The organism is Posidoniimonas polymericola (genome assembly GCF_007859935.1).
Classification (GTDB): domain Bacteria; phylum Planctomycetota; class Planctomycetia; order Pirellulales; family Lacipirellulaceae; genus Posidoniimonas; species Posidoniimonas polymericola.
In genome coordinates, this window is record NZ_SJPO01000002.1 from 381,327 (window position 1) to 397,033 (window position 15,707).

The 15,707-nt window shown below is 64.1% G+C and carries 8 protein-coding genes; 3 read left to right on the forward strand and 5 right to left on the reverse strand.

What is annotated here, in order from left to right:
• Nucleotides 1-217 precede the first annotated feature (217 nt).
• Nucleotides 218-4,258: a chemotaxis protein CheB gene (locus Pla123a_RS05505; RefSeq protein WP_146584689.1), complete on the forward strand. Its 4,041-nt coding sequence runs from the start codon at nt 218-220 to the stop codon at nt 4,256-4,258.
• On the forward strand, nt 4,245-4,823 hold the full coding sequence (locus tag Pla123a_RS05510; protein ID WP_146584691.1) for a hypothetical protein: 579 nt from the start codon (nt 4,245-4,247) through the stop codon (nt 4,821-4,823). The genes Pla123a_RS05505 and Pla123a_RS05510 overlap by 14 nt, the downstream gene beginning before the upstream one ends.
• Before the next feature lie 54 nt (nt 4,824-4,877).
• On the opposite strand, the gene Pla123a_RS05515 is transcribed toward Pla123a_RS05510, so the two are convergent.
• The 5 genes from Pla123a_RS05515 to Pla123a_RS05535 all read right to left on the reverse strand — a co-directional run bounded on the left by Pla123a_RS05515 (nt 4,878) and on the right by Pla123a_RS05535 (nt 11,994).
• Complete coding sequence (locus Pla123a_RS05515) at nt 4,878-5,495, reverse strand: hypothetical protein (protein ID WP_146584693.1); 618 nt, start codon at nt 5,493-5,495, stop codon at nt 4,878-4,880.
• A 71-nt stretch (nt 5,496-5,566) separates the two neighbouring features.
• Nucleotides 5,567-6,595, reverse strand: coding sequence for a DUF1559 family PulG-like putative transporter (locus Pla123a_RS05520; RefSeq protein ID WP_197527756.1), 1,029 nt, complete (start codon nt 6,593-6,595; stop codon nt 5,567-5,569).
• A 68-nt stretch (nt 6,596-6,663) separates the two neighbouring features.
• Nucleotides 6,664-8,475 (reverse strand): glycerophosphodiester phosphodiesterase family protein, encoded by a 1,812-nt coding sequence (locus tag Pla123a_RS05525; protein WP_146584697.1) that lies wholly within the window; start codon nt 8,473-8,475, stop codon nt 6,664-6,666.
• A gap of 75 nt (nt 8,476-8,550) precedes the next feature.
• Complete coding sequence (locus Pla123a_RS05530) at nt 8,551-10,335, reverse strand: LamG-like jellyroll fold domain-containing protein (RefSeq protein WP_146584699.1); 1,785 nt, start codon at nt 10,333-10,335, stop codon at nt 8,551-8,553.
• Between the two features lie 84 nt (nt 10,336-10,419).
• Entirely contained in the window at nt 10,420-11,994 is a 1,575-nt protein-coding gene (locus Pla123a_RS05535) for a LamG domain-containing protein (RefSeq protein WP_146584701.1), read from the reverse strand.
• Nucleotides 11,995-13,652: 1,658 nt separating this feature from the next.
• Here Pla123a_RS05535 and Pla123a_RS05540 point away from each other — a divergent pair.
• Complete coding sequence (locus Pla123a_RS05540; RefSeq protein ID WP_231956337.1) at nt 13,653-15,707, forward strand: sulfatase-like hydrolase/transferase; 2,055 nt, start codon at nt 13,653-13,655, stop codon at nt 15,705-15,707.

Consider the following 15,707-nt stretch of genomic DNA (forward strand, 5'->3'; position numbering starts at 1 on the left):
TTGGCTTCTCTTCGACCAGGTTCGGGAATCGCGATGCTGACACGCTAGACAAACCTGTCGGGGTCAGAAGAGAATCAGCTCACTGACTCGCCGATTAGGGCCCTCAACACTGGGCGTGACCGACCGCATTCTCTGTCGGCGTACGAGTTCAGCAAAAAGGCCTTCGACCGACGCAGGCCGGAGCCGACCCGCTGCGACAGAGATCTCGAAAGGCGTTATGAACGACAAGAGGCCGGAGTACGTGGTTGGCATCGGGGCGTCGGCTGGCGGATTGCAATCGTTAGAGAAGCTGTTCGACCGGCTCGACCAACGCACCGGCGCGGCGTACGTCGTGGTCCAGCACCTCTCGCCCAATTACGAGACGATGATGGACCGGCTGTTGGGCCGGCACACCGGGATGGAGGTGGCAATCGCCGAGCACGGACAGCCGCTCGAGCCGGACCACGTTTACGTCATCCCGCCCAAGCAGGATCTCATCGTCGCCGATGGCAAGCTGCGGCTTAGCGATCAGGACGCGATGGAGATGCCGCACCTGACGATTGATCGGCTGTTCGCATCGATAGCCAAGGAGTTTGGCGACCGATCGGTCGGCGTCGTCTTGTCCGGCACCGGCAGCGACGGATCAAAGGGAGTCCAGGCGATCCGCAACGCCGGCGGCCTCGTGCTCTGTGAGTCGGAGGCCACCGCCAAGTTCTCCGGGATGCCGCGTAGCGCCCAGTCGACCGGCTGCGTCGACCACGTCCTGCCGGCAGAGAACATGCCGCGGATAATTGTCCGCCAAATCATCGGCTTGTCGCACGCGGAGCAGCCCGACGAGGCGAGCGTCGACACCATCCTGCGTCTGATGCGCGAGCGCCTGCAGGTCGACTTCTCGCAGTACAAGCCGGCCACCGTGACGCGACGCATCGACCGGCGGATGTCGCTGAGCAACGTGAGCTCGCTGGAGTCGTACGTTGAGCTGCTCAAGTCGGACCCCGGGCAGATCGATCAGCTCTACCAGGACATGCTGATCGGGGTCACGAAGTTCTTCCGCGACCCCGCCTGCTTCGACTTCTTCGAGAAAGAAGTCGCGCCGGCCCTGCTCCACGACGCCGACCCCGACGCCGGTCTGCGGGTGTGGGTCCCCGGGTGCGCCACCGGTGAGGAGGCGTACACAATCGCGATGATCTTGCACGAGCTCAACAAGGTCCGCCCGCGGCCCGTCAGCATCAAGATTTTTGCGAGTGACATCCACCCCGGATCGCTACGCCTCGGCAGCCTCGCGACCTACCGAGAGGCGGCGATCGAGAACGTCTCGGCGGAGCGGCTGGCGCACCACTTCGAGCTGCACGAGGACCAGTACCGCATCCGTAAGCACATCCGGCAGTTGGTGCTGTGCGCCCCGCACAACCTGCTGCAAGACCCACCGTTCACGTCCCTCGACATGGTGTCGTGCCGCAACCTGCTGATCTACTTCGACCACGCCGCGCAGAATCGCGCGTTGACCCTGTTCCACTTCGGACTCAAGCAGGCGGGCGTCTTGTTCCTTGGCCCCAGCGAGACCGTCGGCGACCTGGCGAACGAGTTCCGCACCGTCCACGACAAGTACCGCTTCTACCGCAAGGTGGGCAGCGCCCGACTGCCACGCGACGCCGCGCTACCCGTGACGCTCTCACCTCGCCGGACCGGCGCGGCGGCCTCGATACCGGGCGTCGGCAAGACCGCCGCCGCCACCGCGAAGCAGGACACCTACGACGCCCTCCTCGATCAGCTGCTCCCCCCGACGCTGCTAATCGACCAGGACCGCCGCGTCGTCGAGCTGTATGGGGGCGCGGAGAGGTTCCTGACTCTGCGCCGTCGACGCATGAGCACGGACCTGCTGGACATGTGCCCCGAGTCGCTTCAGGGAACGCTGTCGATCGGCATGCGGCGGGTGCTCGTCGGTGGCGAGGAGGTTGTACGGCTGCCGGCCACGCGCATCGACTCGGGTGGGGAGGGCGGAGAACTCGTCTGCATCACGATGAACGCGGTTCGGATGCCGGCGGGCGAGCGGTACGTGGCGGTATGTTTTACTCCGCACACGGCCGAGGAGGGCGACGCAGATCCCCCCAGCGAGCAGGATGGCGTCCTGCTCGAGATCAACAACGAGGACGGCGAACTCTCGAAACGCATCCGCGAGCTGGAGGACGACCTTGCGGCGACCCAGGAGAACCTGCAGGCGACCATCGAGGAGCTTGAGACCAGCAACGAGGAGCTGCAGGCGACCAACGAGGAACTGGTTTCTAGCAACGAAGAGCTGCAGAGCTCCAACGAAGAGCTCAATTCGGTCAACGAAGAGCTTCACACTGTCAACGTCGAGTACCAGAACAAGAACGCCGAGCTGAGGGAGCTGAACGATGACATGAATCATCTGCTCGCGAGCACCGACGTCGGCACCATCTTCCTCGATCCTCAGCTGGCGATCCGCCGTTTCACTCCCGGTATCAGCGGCCTGTTCAACCTCGAGGACCAGGACGTCGGACGTCCTATCTCGGTTTTCTCGCACAGCCTCGACATGCGGGGGCTCGACGGCCGGCTTCGCGACGTCCTGCAGACCGGCAAATCGTTTGAACGCGAGGTCACGGCGCTTAGCGGCGCCACCTACTTCCTGCGGATCCTTCCGTACGAGGTCTCGAGCGAGGTGACCGGCGTAACGCTGACGCTCACTAACATCGAGACCCTCGTTGCCGCTCGCGAGCGGGCGGACAAGGCGCAGCGGCGGCTGCAGAAAACGATCGACGCCGTGCCGGTGTTCGTTTCGTTCGTCAACCGGAAGCGCTGCTACGAGTACGCCAACAACGCCTACTCAGAGCTGTTCGGGATCCCGACGGAAGAGATGATCGGCATGCCGGTCCGCGAAGTGCTGAGCCCCAACGCCTACGCCCGCAGCGAACCCCGTATTGAGCGGGCCCTGGCGGGAGAGGCCCAACACTTCGAGACCGTCTTCGGCAATGCCGATAAGCAGATCTCCGCGATCGTCGACTACCGTCCCGAACGCAATGCGGCGGGAGAGGTCACCGGCTTCTACGTGTCGGCTTCGGATATCTCATCGCTGAAGCAGGCCGAGCGGGAGCTCGAGTCGGCGATGGAGGCCGCCAAGCTCGCCAACGAGGCGAAGAGCGAGTTCCTCGCCAAGATGAGCCACGAGATCCGCAGCCCGATGTCCGCGATACTCGGTTTTGCGGAGCTGCTAAAACGCCAGCTCAAGGAGCCGGACAACGTCAACTGCATTGAGATCATCCGCAGCAACGGCGAGCACCTGCTCAGCCTCATCAACGATCTGCTCGACCTCTCGCAGATCGAGATGCGGCGGGTCGAGCTGTCGAGCGACATCGTCAACGTGCGGACCTTGCTGTCCGACTCCTGCAACACGCTGCAGCCCCGCGCCGCGCAGAACCGGGTCTCGCTGCAGGCCAAGCTTTGCGACAACCTCGAGGCGGGGATGCTCACCGACTCGCGGAGGCTCAAACAGATCGTCTTGAACCTGCTAACCAACGCGATCAAATTCAGCGAGGGTGGTAGAGTTGTGCTCTCGGCGCGGCGGTCGCGTCGGCGGAACGAGCTGTGGGTCACCATCGCCGACTCGGGATGCGGGATCTCCCGCGGCGACCTAAAGCGGCTGTTCGAGCCCTTCACCCAGGTCGACTCATCCAACGCCAGGGCCCAGGAAGGGTCGGGTCTCGGTCTCGCGATCACTAAGCAGCTTGTCCAGCAGATGGGGGGCCGGATGCTGGTTCGCAGCCAAGTTGATCTGGGCTCAGTCTTCCAGGTGAGGCTGCCGTGGCGGAAACTCCTCCCGGTCGCCAGGGGCACCGGCAATCAGCCTGATTTGATCGAGGAGCTGCCGCGGCTCGATGGCGCAAGGGTTTTGGTGATCGACGACCGCCGCGACATGCGGTTCCTGGCGGAGCAGGTGCTGGCTGATGTCGGCGCCCAGGTGCAGGTGGTTGGCGACGGCGCATCGGGGCTGAAGTCGGTCGCCGAGGCCGATCAGGCGAGCGAGCCCTACGCCTGTGTCATCACCGACATTCAAATGCCTGAGATGGACGGCTACGCCGTAGCCCGTCAGCTGCGTAGCCGTCAATACTCCGGCCCAATCCTAGCGCTGACAGCGAACGCGATGGCCAGCGATCGCCAGAAGTGCTTCGAAGCCGGCTGCACCGGCTTCATCTCTAAACCAATTGACCGCGTGCAGCTTGTCCGCACAGTCGCGGAGGCTATCAGCAATGGCGAGCACTAACAACGCGGCATCATCGCGAGTCGTTTCTTACTCGGTGGACAGCGAAGACAAAATCCTCGGCGTTGGCGACGCCTGGGGGGAATTCGCCGCGAGCAACGGCGAGGGCGACCGGCTGAAACCCGACTCGGTGGTCGGCAAGACGCTGTGGGACTTTGTCCGCGGGCAGACGCTGGTTGAGCTCTACCGCGACATCTTCGGGCGGGTCCGCGACACCGGCCGGCCGGTCAGGTTCGACTGCCGCTGCGACTCGCCCAACTTTCAGCGTCGGATGGAGATGACGGTCGCGCACCTCGGACGTGGGCGACTGCAGCTCACCAGCCGCACGCTGTCGGTCATCAAGCAGGAGAAGCCGCTCGTCGCCCACGCCTACGACGTCGGGCTCTCGGTGCTCAAACGCTGCAGCCTGTGCAATCTCTACGAGCTCCAATGCGGAGACTGGACCGACGCGTCCACAGCGGTTGAGTGCGACGCCGTGATGGACCAGCAGGGCCGGGTGCAAATCGCATGGACCGTCTGTCCCCCGTGCCGCAAGGACCTGGTCGCGATGGGAACGCCCACCGACTAATTGGGCGCCTGGCCCGACCTGCCTGGCCAGAGCGCTGGCCACAGAACGCTGGCTCTAGTCGAGCAGCTGCAGGTTGAGACGGCTTGAGCTGGGGTCGTCCGGGCTGATCTCGACGCCGAGCTTGGTGTCCGTGTTGTTGCTCGCAGGAAGGGTCTCCTGGCCGGCCTGATCGGTCTTCGAAACCTCAATGCGGTAGAATCCGAGGTGGACGCCGGCCTCATCGGGGTGGTCAGAGATCTTCATGTGGGCTACGCCTTCGGAGTCAGTGGTTCCAGAAGCTGACTTGATTGCCTGCCCCTGGAATTCCTCCGGGACCAGCTTTACACTCGCGCCCGCAACGGGCCGCCCGCTCTGGCGGACGGTGATCGCAAGACGGGTCAGCGCGACCCCCGAGTTGCGCCAGACGGCGAACCGGGCGTCGAGTTCCTCGGGCGTGATCCGGCCGTCGCCGTCCTTGTCGGTCCGCTTGAGCGAGGCCTGCAAAGCCGGCGATGCGGCGATCTCGGCGGCGCCGAGGGAGCCGTCACCGTCGGTGTCGTATTTGTCGACAGCACTCTTCGCGGCGTCGCGTTTGACTCCGGGCTGCGACAGTCGTGACTGGGCGCCGGAGCACCCCAGTGCGACCGCGAGACTAAGCAGCAGGGCGTCACCGATCCGGGAGCGTACTAACATTCGAGTGAGCCTTCATCGGCGTCGGGTGAGAGATAAGTGGGATGCACAAGGCGAGCAACGCGCCCCGATTCCTAGGGGCGTTCCTGGACGACGGTCCCGTCGTCGACGACGCCGAGCCAACGGTACGCAGTGATGTCGATATCGTAGTTGACCCGCTTGACGGAGCCGTCGCACATCGCCATCCCGAAGGCGCCGGAGTGGGCGCTGCCGAAGGCGTAGTCGTCCAGGATGCCGGGGCGGTCTTGATGGGGGGGCAGTTGCGGGTTGGTTGAGCGGTGTTGGTCGCGGTTGTATCCGGAAAACATCGACTCGTTGTCGCCGAAGTCGTAGGTGGCGCTGCCGCTGGCGAATGACCCGTCGTAGCTCTCGGGTCGCTGGTATTTCTCACCGACCAAGAAGGTGTTTGAGGTCCCGTCGGTGATGTCCTTGTACTTGACCTTGCTGCGGAGGTAGCACACGCCGTTGTGCGGCCCGCCCCACTTCCACAGCGGGCTGTCGGCGACCGTTAGGTTGGCGGGGCCCTCGGCCTTGGTGGGCGCTTCGGGCACGGCCGGGTCACCGCTGCACGCGGCGTAGTCGCTCTTGCCGGCCAGGTCCCCCACCTTGAACGCACAGTTCTTTGGCGACCAGTGGTTCTTGGGCGCAGTTGGTTGCGACGGACGCTTCGACGGGCAGATGAACCCGGGCGGCTGCGTCTGCGACAGCTGGGCTAGCGCGAGTCGCTTGTCCGCTGCGGGCAGGCCGGAGCCGATCTCACGGAGGTTGCCGAGCTCCATGTACGGGAGCAGGTTGTAGACCCAACCCCCCGGCTGATCGACTCCGTAGCCGAGATCGGGGTCGCCCTGCCAGCCCCACCCCCAACCACCGGTCGGGAAGTGCTTCATCGCGTCGTGGTGGTACTGCCAAGCGAGGCTGATCTGCTTGAGTTGATTGGTGCATTGGGTCCGCCGCGCCGCTTCGCGGGCGGCCTGCACCGCGGGAAGCAGCAGGGCGACCAACACCCCGATGATGGCGATGACCACCAGCAGCTCGACGAGCGTGAAACCGGCAAGCCGTCCTGTCTTTCGGGGTGGGGCGGTTGGGGGAGTTTGCAGTCGCATTAATGAATCCTGAATCGTGCGGGGGGCAGCGCAGTCAACGGCGCCGTGGCGGAGCTGCGAGCTACTAGTCATGGGGGCCCTTCTGCTGAGACGCGTAGGAGCCGCCAGCGTCGGCGGTTTGACACCCACAGCACCGCTAGGCTGGTCAGAGACCACACCGAAGACGGCGCGGGTGCGGACGATGGCGGGGCGGGGCTCTCCGGCGATCCGCCGACGGATCCTCTCCCGTAGTTCTCCACCCACGCTTTGTAGTCGTCGGCGTCGCTGTCGGCGTCGCGCCAGGCAGTGTAGTCGGCGGCGTCCACGACGCCGTCGTTGTTGAAGTCACCGGCGAAGGGGACGATCGACCGCAGCGACTCCGGAGTGTTGGTCGTTATGCCGTCGACGCCAAGATCGATAAGCTGCTGCATGCGGGTCAGGTTGTCGACGGTCCAGACGTGGAGTTCGAGGCCCGCCGCGTGCACCATGTCGACCGCCGCGGAGGTAATCGCGGCGCTGTCGCCCCAGTCAAGGAAGTCGAATCCGGCCGCGATCGCGTTGGCGACCGTGCCGGAACCAAGCGAGCCGCTTCCGAGGCCCCCCAGCTTGACCGCTGAGTCTAGCTGGCGAACATCGGTGAGGAAGTTCCAGTCGAACGAGATGATCACCGACTGCTGCAGCACCCCGAGCCCATCCAGCACCTGGACGATGTCGGCCGCGTCACCGGTCTTGCGTTCGATAAGCGGCCGCATGTCGTGTGCGAGGATAGTCTCGACCGCTTCGCCTAGCGTGGGCACGCCCTCTCCGGCAAAGTCGGGCGAGAACCAGCCGCCGGCGTCGAGGCCGTCGATGTAGCCCGTGTAGTTTCTTGCGCCCACGGCGCCCGTTCCGTTGGTGGTGCGGTCGAGCGTGGCGTCATGCATGACGACCAGCTGGTTGTCCTGGGTCACGCGTACGTCGAGCTCCACGTAGTCGGCGATCCCCGCCGCCGCCTTGAAGGCCGCGAGCGTGTTCTCGGGAGCGATCGCCGAGTAGCCGCGGTGGGCCTCGATCAGGATTGAGGGGTTGTCGGGGCGTGGGGGAGCGACGGGTTCAATAGACGGGTTCGCCGCACCCACCGCGTTGCCAACGCCCTCGTTGTACAGATACTGAGCCTCGGCGAGACCCAGCGCTCGGCCCCACACCGCAACGTCCGCAATGCCGCCGTTGAAGTGGCTGCTGGACGCATACGGCGCGTTGCTGCTCACCTGGGACCCGATACCAGCGACCTGCCCCGGCTTAACATCCGCCAAGAGCCCCGACGCGGCGATGTCGCCCGCTAGCTCACCGTTGAAGTAGATGCTGGCGTGGCCATCCCCCCCGTAGACGCCCATCAAGTGGTTCCACTCCGACTTATTCAGCATCGAGGCGGGCACGCCGGGCCGGGCCGCGCCCCCGGTGGTGGTGGTGACCTTAAAACGCAGCTCGTTGTTGCCTTTGTCGAGGTAAAGGATGTAGTTGTCGGTGGCCGAGTCGAAGATGCCAGAGAAGGATCCGGGGATTTCCGACGGCAGCTCATTCAGCTTCACCCAGGCCGACAGCGTGACCGCTGCGGCGCCGCCGATGTCTAGGTCGGCGCTGCTGGGGATCAGCACGTCCTGATCTTGGCCGTTAAATGCGAGCCCTGCGCCAAAGATCCCGTCAATCCAGGCGGGGCTGTTCCGCAGTGAGCCATCATCGGAAACCGCGTCCCCTGGCGCCCAGTCGTGGGCGACGCTTCCCAGGCCCTCGTCGAGGGCCCAGTAGGCCGCGAGCCCGTCGTGCAGCGGAACCGCCACCGCCACGGCCCGCCCCGCAAGTCCGATCAGGACGATCGTTGTCAACACGAGGCCAGGCACGGGGCGCCAACCAGAGTAGCTCATCCACAACTCCTGCGAGCTGTTGCGACCCAGGAGAGAGTCCCGCGATTGCAACCAGCAGTTCGTCAAATCGGCTGCCTACCTGCCGCCGAGGGCGCGGCGTGGCGAGCAGCCGCGTCGGCTCAGGACCCCAATCGAAGCCGCTAATAGCAGGCCCAGAGCAGCGGGCTCTGGCGCAATTGCTGCAGACCCAGGGGCGGACCCAGACGACTCGCCGTAGTGCGTTTTCCAGACCAGGTAGTCGCCTGAGTCGACCACGCCGTCGCCGTTTCCATCGGCGCCCGAACCGGCCACGACCGACGTCCCATCGGCGTCACGCCACACGGTGTAGTCGGCCGCGTCGACCACGCCGTCCAGGTTGTAGTCCCCGGTGAGGATGGTCGTTTCCGGAGCGTTCATCGAGAGGTAGAGCAGCTCGGCCTCCGAAAGGGCCGTGTTGTAGATGCGGACCTCGTCGAAGACTGCCTTCGACAGGTGGTTGCCGGGGCCACCCCCGATATAGAACTCTGTGCCCGGGTCGCGCCAGGGAAGGTTCACCTGGCCCTGGAAGACGCCGTCGATGTAGAGGGCGGCGTCCATGCGATCGCCGTCACGCTCCCAAGCGTAGGCGTAGTGGTGCAACGCGAGGGGATCGTCGAATAGGAAGACGTCGTGATTGAGCTGTGACGAGCTGCGGTCGGCGCGGGCGGCGAACCGGCCGTTCTCGTAAATCCAGGCTTCCCAGTCGTTGGGATGCGACGAGTTGGCCCACAGCGTCTGGAAGTTGTAGAGCTCGGTGATCGACGCCTGCATGGCGATCGTGCCAGAGTCGGAAAGGGTGTACTCGACCGACAAGTAGTCACCAGGCTCCGTTTCTGAGACCGGGGTCGCCACAGGGTTCTCGCTCAGGTCCACACCTTGGCCAAAGGTTGTCGACGAGTAGAGCGAGTCGTTCCTGCCGGCGGCGTCCTGCAGGGTGGCGTTCAGGGCGGCGCCGCCTGTCCCGTGGTTGTCCAGATTCCCATTGAAGTTGTAGTAGATCACCGGCTGGGCGGTTGGCTGCACAGGGGAAACACCGGCCGCGGGGCTGATGTCGGGGTTCGCCGCGCCCACCGCGTTGCCGACGCCGCCGTTGTACAAGTATTGCGCCTCGGCCACGCCGAGCGACCGGTTCCAGACCGCAACGTCCGACACCTGCCCCTGAAACAGCGAGGTTGGGGCGAAGGGCGCGTCGACAGCCGGCTGGCCGCCGATGCTTGCGATCTGGCCGGACCGAACCACGTCCAGCAGCGAGACAGCCGAGTGCCGGTCCACCAACTGACCGTCGAAATAGATGCTGTTGGAGGCCTCTACCCCGTCAAACACGCCCATGACGTGGTGCCACTCAGTTGTGTCGAGCATCTTGGCCGGGATGCCGGGGCGTTCCGCTCCGCCGCCCGCGGTGGTCGCCTTGAAACGCAGCTCGTTGTTGCCACGGTCGAGGTACATCACGTAGTTGTCGGGCGCCGAGTCATAAATACCAGAGAAGCTGGTGACAATGTCGTCCGGCACCTGGTCGAGCTTCACCCAGACCGAGAGTGTAAGTCCGGAAGTATTGACGTCCATGTCGGTGCTGTTGGGGATCAGCACATCCTGGTCGACGCCGTTGAACTGCAGGCCGCCGCCGAACTTGCCGGAGGACCATGTCGGTGAGTTGCGGAGTTCACCGTTGTCCGTCACGCCACCTCCGGGCGCTGCGTCACCGGCAGTCGTCCCCGACCCTTCGTTGAGCGGCCAGTAGGTGATGAGACCGTCCTGCAGCTGTGTGGCTGAGGTCGGAGCAGACGCGGCAGTCAGCAGCAAGCCGACGCACGTCGCTAGAGCGGTCGAGGTCTTATAAAACATCAGAGGTACCCCCTGCAGTGCCAGTGCTGTTGAGTTCTTAGGATCTTGTCGGCGGCTGTGGCAACCGCCGTTTGCTGGAGATGACTAGGCGGTCGCTCGCCGGCGCCGGCTTCCCATCGCGGTCAGCCAGAGGAGCCCAATCGCAAGGGCGTTCGGCTCTGGGACGCGCGACAGGTACAAGACCTCGCCGGCGGCGAGCGCGACGTCGTAGATACGCAAGTCGCCGAAGACCCCGCGGCTCAGGTGGTTGCCCGGCCCGCCGCCCAGGTAGAACACGCCGCCCGGGTCGAGCCAGCTCTCGGCGGCGATTTCTCTCAGCTCGCCGTCGATGTACAGTTTGCTTTCCAGCTGGTCGCCGTCCCGCTCCCAGGTGAACACGATGTCGTGTTCCTCCCCGACGCCGCCTACCAGCGTCAGCAAGTAGTCGAGGTTGGCCGCATTCGAGGCGTTGTTGGCACGGGCCGATAGCCGCTCATTCCCGTAGACCCAGGCCTCCCACGCGTTCGCGTGGACGGAGTTGCCCCACAGCGATTGGAAGTTGAACGACGCTTCCGACGAGAACTGCAACGCAATCGACCCCTGCTCGGGTAGCGTGTAGTCGACCGACAGGTACTGGCCCGCGTCCGCCCCCTCGTTGTCGACGGAGTTGGTCGCCTCGGGGTTTGACGAAAAGTTGAGGCCCTGACTCGATCCGGCCCCGGTGTACTGGGGTCCGGCCATTGCGGGTCCGTCGTGGAACACGCCGTCGAGGGCCGAGCCGCCGGAGCCCTGGTTCGTGAGGTCGCCATCGAAGGTGTAGTGGATCACTGGCTGGGCCGTCGGCGCGGTCGGGGAAAGCGGCGCCACGGCCGCGATGGAGGGGTTGGCTCCGCCCACGGTGCTGCCGGCCCCGCTATTGAACAGGTACTCTGCCTCGGCGACGCCCAGTGGCCGGTTCCAGATGGCCAAGTCGGCGATCCCGCCTTCGTAGAAGTTGCTGGCAGTGTGCGGCGCGTCGGTGGTGGTCTGGGCCCCCAGGCCGGCAACCTGCCCCGGGCGAACCGTTCCTACAGTGGTAGGGAGCGACGCCAGGTCCACCTGAGCACCGTCCCAGTAGATTTTTACCGAACCGACGCTGCCGTCGTAGACGCCCATGACGTGGTGCCAGCTGGTCGTGTCCAGCATCGACGCCGGTACTCCAGGGTGCGCGCTAGTCGAAGCGCCGTTGGCGTCGGTGACCTTGAACCGCAGTTCGTTGCTGTTCTTGTCGAGATACAGGACGTAGTTGTCTGGTTGCGAGTCGTAGATCCCTGCGAACGAGCCCGCAATATCGGACGGCATCTTGTCGAGCTTCACCCAGGTCGAGAGGGAAACCGCGTTGCTGTTGATATCCATGTCGGCGCTGTTGGGGATCAACACGTTCTCAGCGCCGGCGAAACCCAGGCCCGCGCCGAACTTGCCACTCAGCCAGGTCGGGCCGTCGCGTAGTTCGCCGTTGTCGATGATAGATCCACCGGGCGACGCGTCGCCAGCAACGATGCCCGCGCCCTCGTCGAGCGGCCAGTAACTGAGCAGCCCGTCGTGCAGCGGCACGCCATCCGCGAACGCGTGGGCGCCGAGGACAGATAGAGCGGTGATTGATAGAGCTACAAAGGTGTTCGTCAGAGTTCTTCGCTGCATGAGACGCCTCCCCGGCGCGGAATAACGATCAAGTTAGATGGACAAGAGAAGCTGCTTTTCCCAGAATCTGCCGCCGGTCTCCGCACGATGCTGGCCGCCACTCTTGTCAGCAAGCAGTTCACTTACGCCCGCACACGCCCCTTTCCGGACGCGTCGTGCCGCGTGGCGAAACCCTCCCGCAGTCGGAACGCCCCCGCCGTTGGCGGATAGATCAAGCCAACCGAAGTGATGCGTAGGTGCGGCGACGACTGCCGCTTGGAAACTGAAAAGCCTCAACGCTCCGCCGAATGCAGTGCAACCGGCGCAAGCTGGAGTAACACATTGAAGAGTAGGGTCGCATTGAAGAAAACGCGACGCGGCGGCCAGCGAACAACAACCGCCGGTGGCAGCCTGCGCTGTAACGAAAAATAGCGGTATCCGATGGCGATGTAAAGCAGACATCTAGCGGAATTCGGGTGAGTGTGTTCGAGGTGGGCCGAACCAATGAGCCCAGTAGTCTTGCGAGTGATTGCGTTGAACCCATGAGGAAGAAGTGAATTTCTCATTAAGGTCAGTTGGGCAGCAATTGACAGCGTCGTGCAAACGCGAAAACCCTACGCAAAACAGAGTGGGTGTCGGGGGTGCGAATACGAAGAAGGGCAGGCGCATCGTCACGTGGTCGCTTTAGGACCACAGTCGGCGCACGGCTATCAGGCCCCCTTCGACGGAGGCAGGCTGTCGAACACCGAACCGGTCTGCGGCACATGGCAGTACAACGGGCTCGGTCGACGCCAGTCTGGAAGCGCGCCGGAGTGACGCTAGCGAGGAATCAATAGCATGCGTTCCCTCGAGACCCGTTGCACCGCCTAGTATTGGACTAGCTGCGGTAGCGCAGCTTGGCGGAACTACGCCTAAGCTACCGCCCCGCAGTGGGATTGCACTGGGCGTCACGAAAGTGCCAGGCCGCACGCCGATCGGCAGGAACTTCTGCCCCGCGTGCCGTGGGGACGTGATTACGAGCCGTGCGTTGCCCGAGCGAGAAAGGCCGGGATCGCTGCCCTTAAGAGGCGGCAGCGGAAAGACCGAACAGGCCCGGAGGGAATCGAATCCCCCGACCGACGGCTTATCAGCCGGCCTCTTTGGCAGGTTCGTCGACGCGTAAGTCGTTGGCAGAACAACAGGTTACGGAACGAGCCAGAAATCGGCCGCTCGTCATTCTGTGCCGAGTTTTACCGGGTTTTTTGAATCTTTCCAGCCCGTCCGTGCCAGGTCAGTGCCGCTTGGAGAGGTTAAAAATCGGCACGGATCTCAACTTCCATCGCGGCTGGTCTCAATGTTGTTGCGATCGGATAGTTGGTGCCAGAGCGTCCGACGCAGTTTCCTGCAAGCAGGGCACAGGTACGAGCAACCTTGAACAACGGTCGCTCCCGCTGACCAACGTCTTGCATTGCAAGTGGACTATTTAGAAGGCAATCACCTGCTCACCCTCAACGTCCCAGCAGCGGGCTAATCGTCTCTTGACGTCGCCGTCGGCCGTCGACCGCCCGAGTCGCCTATAATCGGGTCAGTTCAAGCCATAAGCGAATAGGTGAGTCATGTACTCGATAAGCCCTCTCATTGGTTTCCGATCCGCAAAACTCTTCGGGATGCTCGCGGTCCTGTCGCTTGCCCAAGCTTGCGTGCTCTCTGGAGTTGCGTTTGCCGAACCGCCAAGCCGACCCAACATCCTCTTCGTCTTGGCTGACGACCTCGGCATCGGTGACGTGGGAGTTTTCTGGCAGAACGCGCGTAGCGAGGCAGGCGACGCGGCCGCTCCGTGGCATCGGACGCCGCATTTCGACGCGTTGGCGCGGGGTGGGCTGCAGCTCCGGCAGCACTACTGTTCCGCCCCGGTGTGCGCTCCCTCGCGGGCTTCCTTCCTGCTGGGCGTGCACCAAGGCCATGCCAATGTGCGAGACAATCAATTCGACAAAGCCCTTGAGGACAACCACACAGTGGCCAGCGTGCTGAAGCAAGCCGGCTACGCCACCGCTTGCATCGGCAAGTGGGGGCTGCAGGGCAAACGGTCCAAGGCAGCGACCAATGGCTGGCCGGGGCATCCGATGAACCGAGGATTCGAATACTACTTCGGGTATATCGGCCACGGGCACGGACACAAACACTACCCCAAAGAAGACGGCAAGCCGTTGTACGATGGGACCCAGGAAGTCTCGGCAGAATTCGACGGGTGCTACACAACCGACCTCTTCACGGCCCGCACCAAGAAGTGGATCGGTGACCACTGCGACTCCAACTCGGACCAGCCCTTCTTCCTGTATTTGGCTTTCGACACGCCGCACGCGATCTTGCAACTCCCGCCCGGTCCGTTTCCGCCTGGAGGAGGGCGGACCGGCGGCGTGCAGTGGCTGGGCGAGCCAGGGCAGATGATCAATACGGCAGGCGGCGAGCCCGATACCTACTGCCACCCAGACTATGTCTCAGCAACCTGGGACCACGACAACGACGCCTCGACCCCTGAGCAGCCCTGGCCCGATGTCTACCAGCGGTACGCGACGGACGTGAGGCGGATCGACGACTGCGTCGGCGACCTGATGCAGTTTCTGAGGGACCTCGAACTCGAGCACAATACGCTTGTCGTGTTCACCTCGGACAACGGGCCGAGCAAAGAGTCCTACTTAGAAGAGCCGTACAAGCCCACGTTCTTCGACAGCTACGGGCCGCACGACGGCATCAAACGCGACCTCTGGGAGGGTGGCATTCGTGTTGGCGCCTTGGTTCACTGGCCGGCCGGCGTCCCGGCAGGGCGGGTGAGCGACCAACCCTGCGCGTTCTGGGACTGGATGCCCACCTTCGCGGACATCGCCGGAGTCCCCACCCCCGCACGCAGCGATGGCGTGTCGCTGACTCCAACGCTCCGTGGCGCCGGGAACCAGCCACCGCCGCTTACCTACATCGAGTACGCCCAAGGCGGCAAAACGCCTGGCTACGATGAGTTCACCCCCGAGCACCAAGGACGAAGGCGCCGGCAGATGCAGGCCATCCGCGTGGGGGACTTGATGGGTGTCCGCTACAACATTGAGAGCCACGCCGACCCCTTCGAGATTTACGATGTCGTGACCGACCCGCAGCAAACCAAAAACCTCGCGGACCAACCCGAGTTCGAGGCGGTACAGCGGCAGATCAGTGACCGGGTGCTGCGCGTTCGCCGCCCGAACACGTCTGCACGACGGCCTTACGACAACGAACTCGTGCCGCCCGTTCATCCGGCCTGCGTCGAACCCGGACTTCAATGGCGGGGCTATCAGGAGAGCTTCCCGTGGGTGGCGAGACTTGAAGAGCTGCAACCATCGGTTAGCGGCCGCACTCGGCGGCCGAATCTTGCGGAGGTGCTTGGCGAAGCGGCAACCGGCGCTCTGTTCCAGGGCTTCATCGATGCTCCCGTCGATGGTGAGTACATCTTCCACCTGACGACGGATGGCGGCGCCTTGCTCCGGATTCACGAAGCGGTTGTCGTGGACGCCGACTTCGGTTACCAGCCCGGAGCCGAGGCGAGCGGGGCCATACGCCTGCAAGCCGGAAAGCACCCCATGCGGCTCTATTATCGGAGCGGACCCGCAGGGGACCGTGCGCTGGACTTCGAGTGGAGCAGCGACCGCATGCCCCGCCAGAAAGTACCAGCCGAGGCATTGTTTAGCGACGACAACGCAGCGGAGAAACCACAGAAACGCGGTTGA

Excerpts from the sequence above, each read along its gene's own strand:
- Pla123a_RS05505 (WP_146584689.1), top strand. The coding sequence starts at position 218 with ATGAACGACAAGAGGCCGGAGTACGTGGTTGGCATCGGGGCGTCGGCT.
- Pla123a_RS05510 (WP_146584691.1), top strand. The coding sequence starts at position 4,245 with ATGGCGAGCACTAACAACGCGGCATCATCGCGAGTCGTTTCTTACTCG.
- Pla123a_RS05515 (WP_146584693.1), bottom strand. The coding sequence starts at position 5,495 with ATGTTAGTACGCTCCCGGATCGGTGACGCCCTGCTGCTTAGTCTCGCG.
- Pla123a_RS05520 (WP_197527756.1), bottom strand. The coding sequence starts at position 6,595 with ATGCGACTGCAAACTCCCCCAACCGCCCCACCCCGAAAGACAGGACGG.
- Pla123a_RS05525 (WP_146584697.1), bottom strand. The coding sequence starts at position 8,475 with ATGAGCTACTCTGGTTGGCGCCCCGTGCCTGGCCTCGTGTTGACAACG.
- Pla123a_RS05530 (WP_146584699.1), bottom strand. The coding sequence starts at position 10,335 with ATGTTTTATAAGACCTCGACCGCTCTAGCGACGTGCGTCGGCTTGCTG.
- Pla123a_RS05535 (WP_146584701.1), bottom strand. The coding sequence starts at position 11,994 with ATGCAGCGAAGAACTCTGACGAACACCTTTGTAGCTCTATCAATCACC.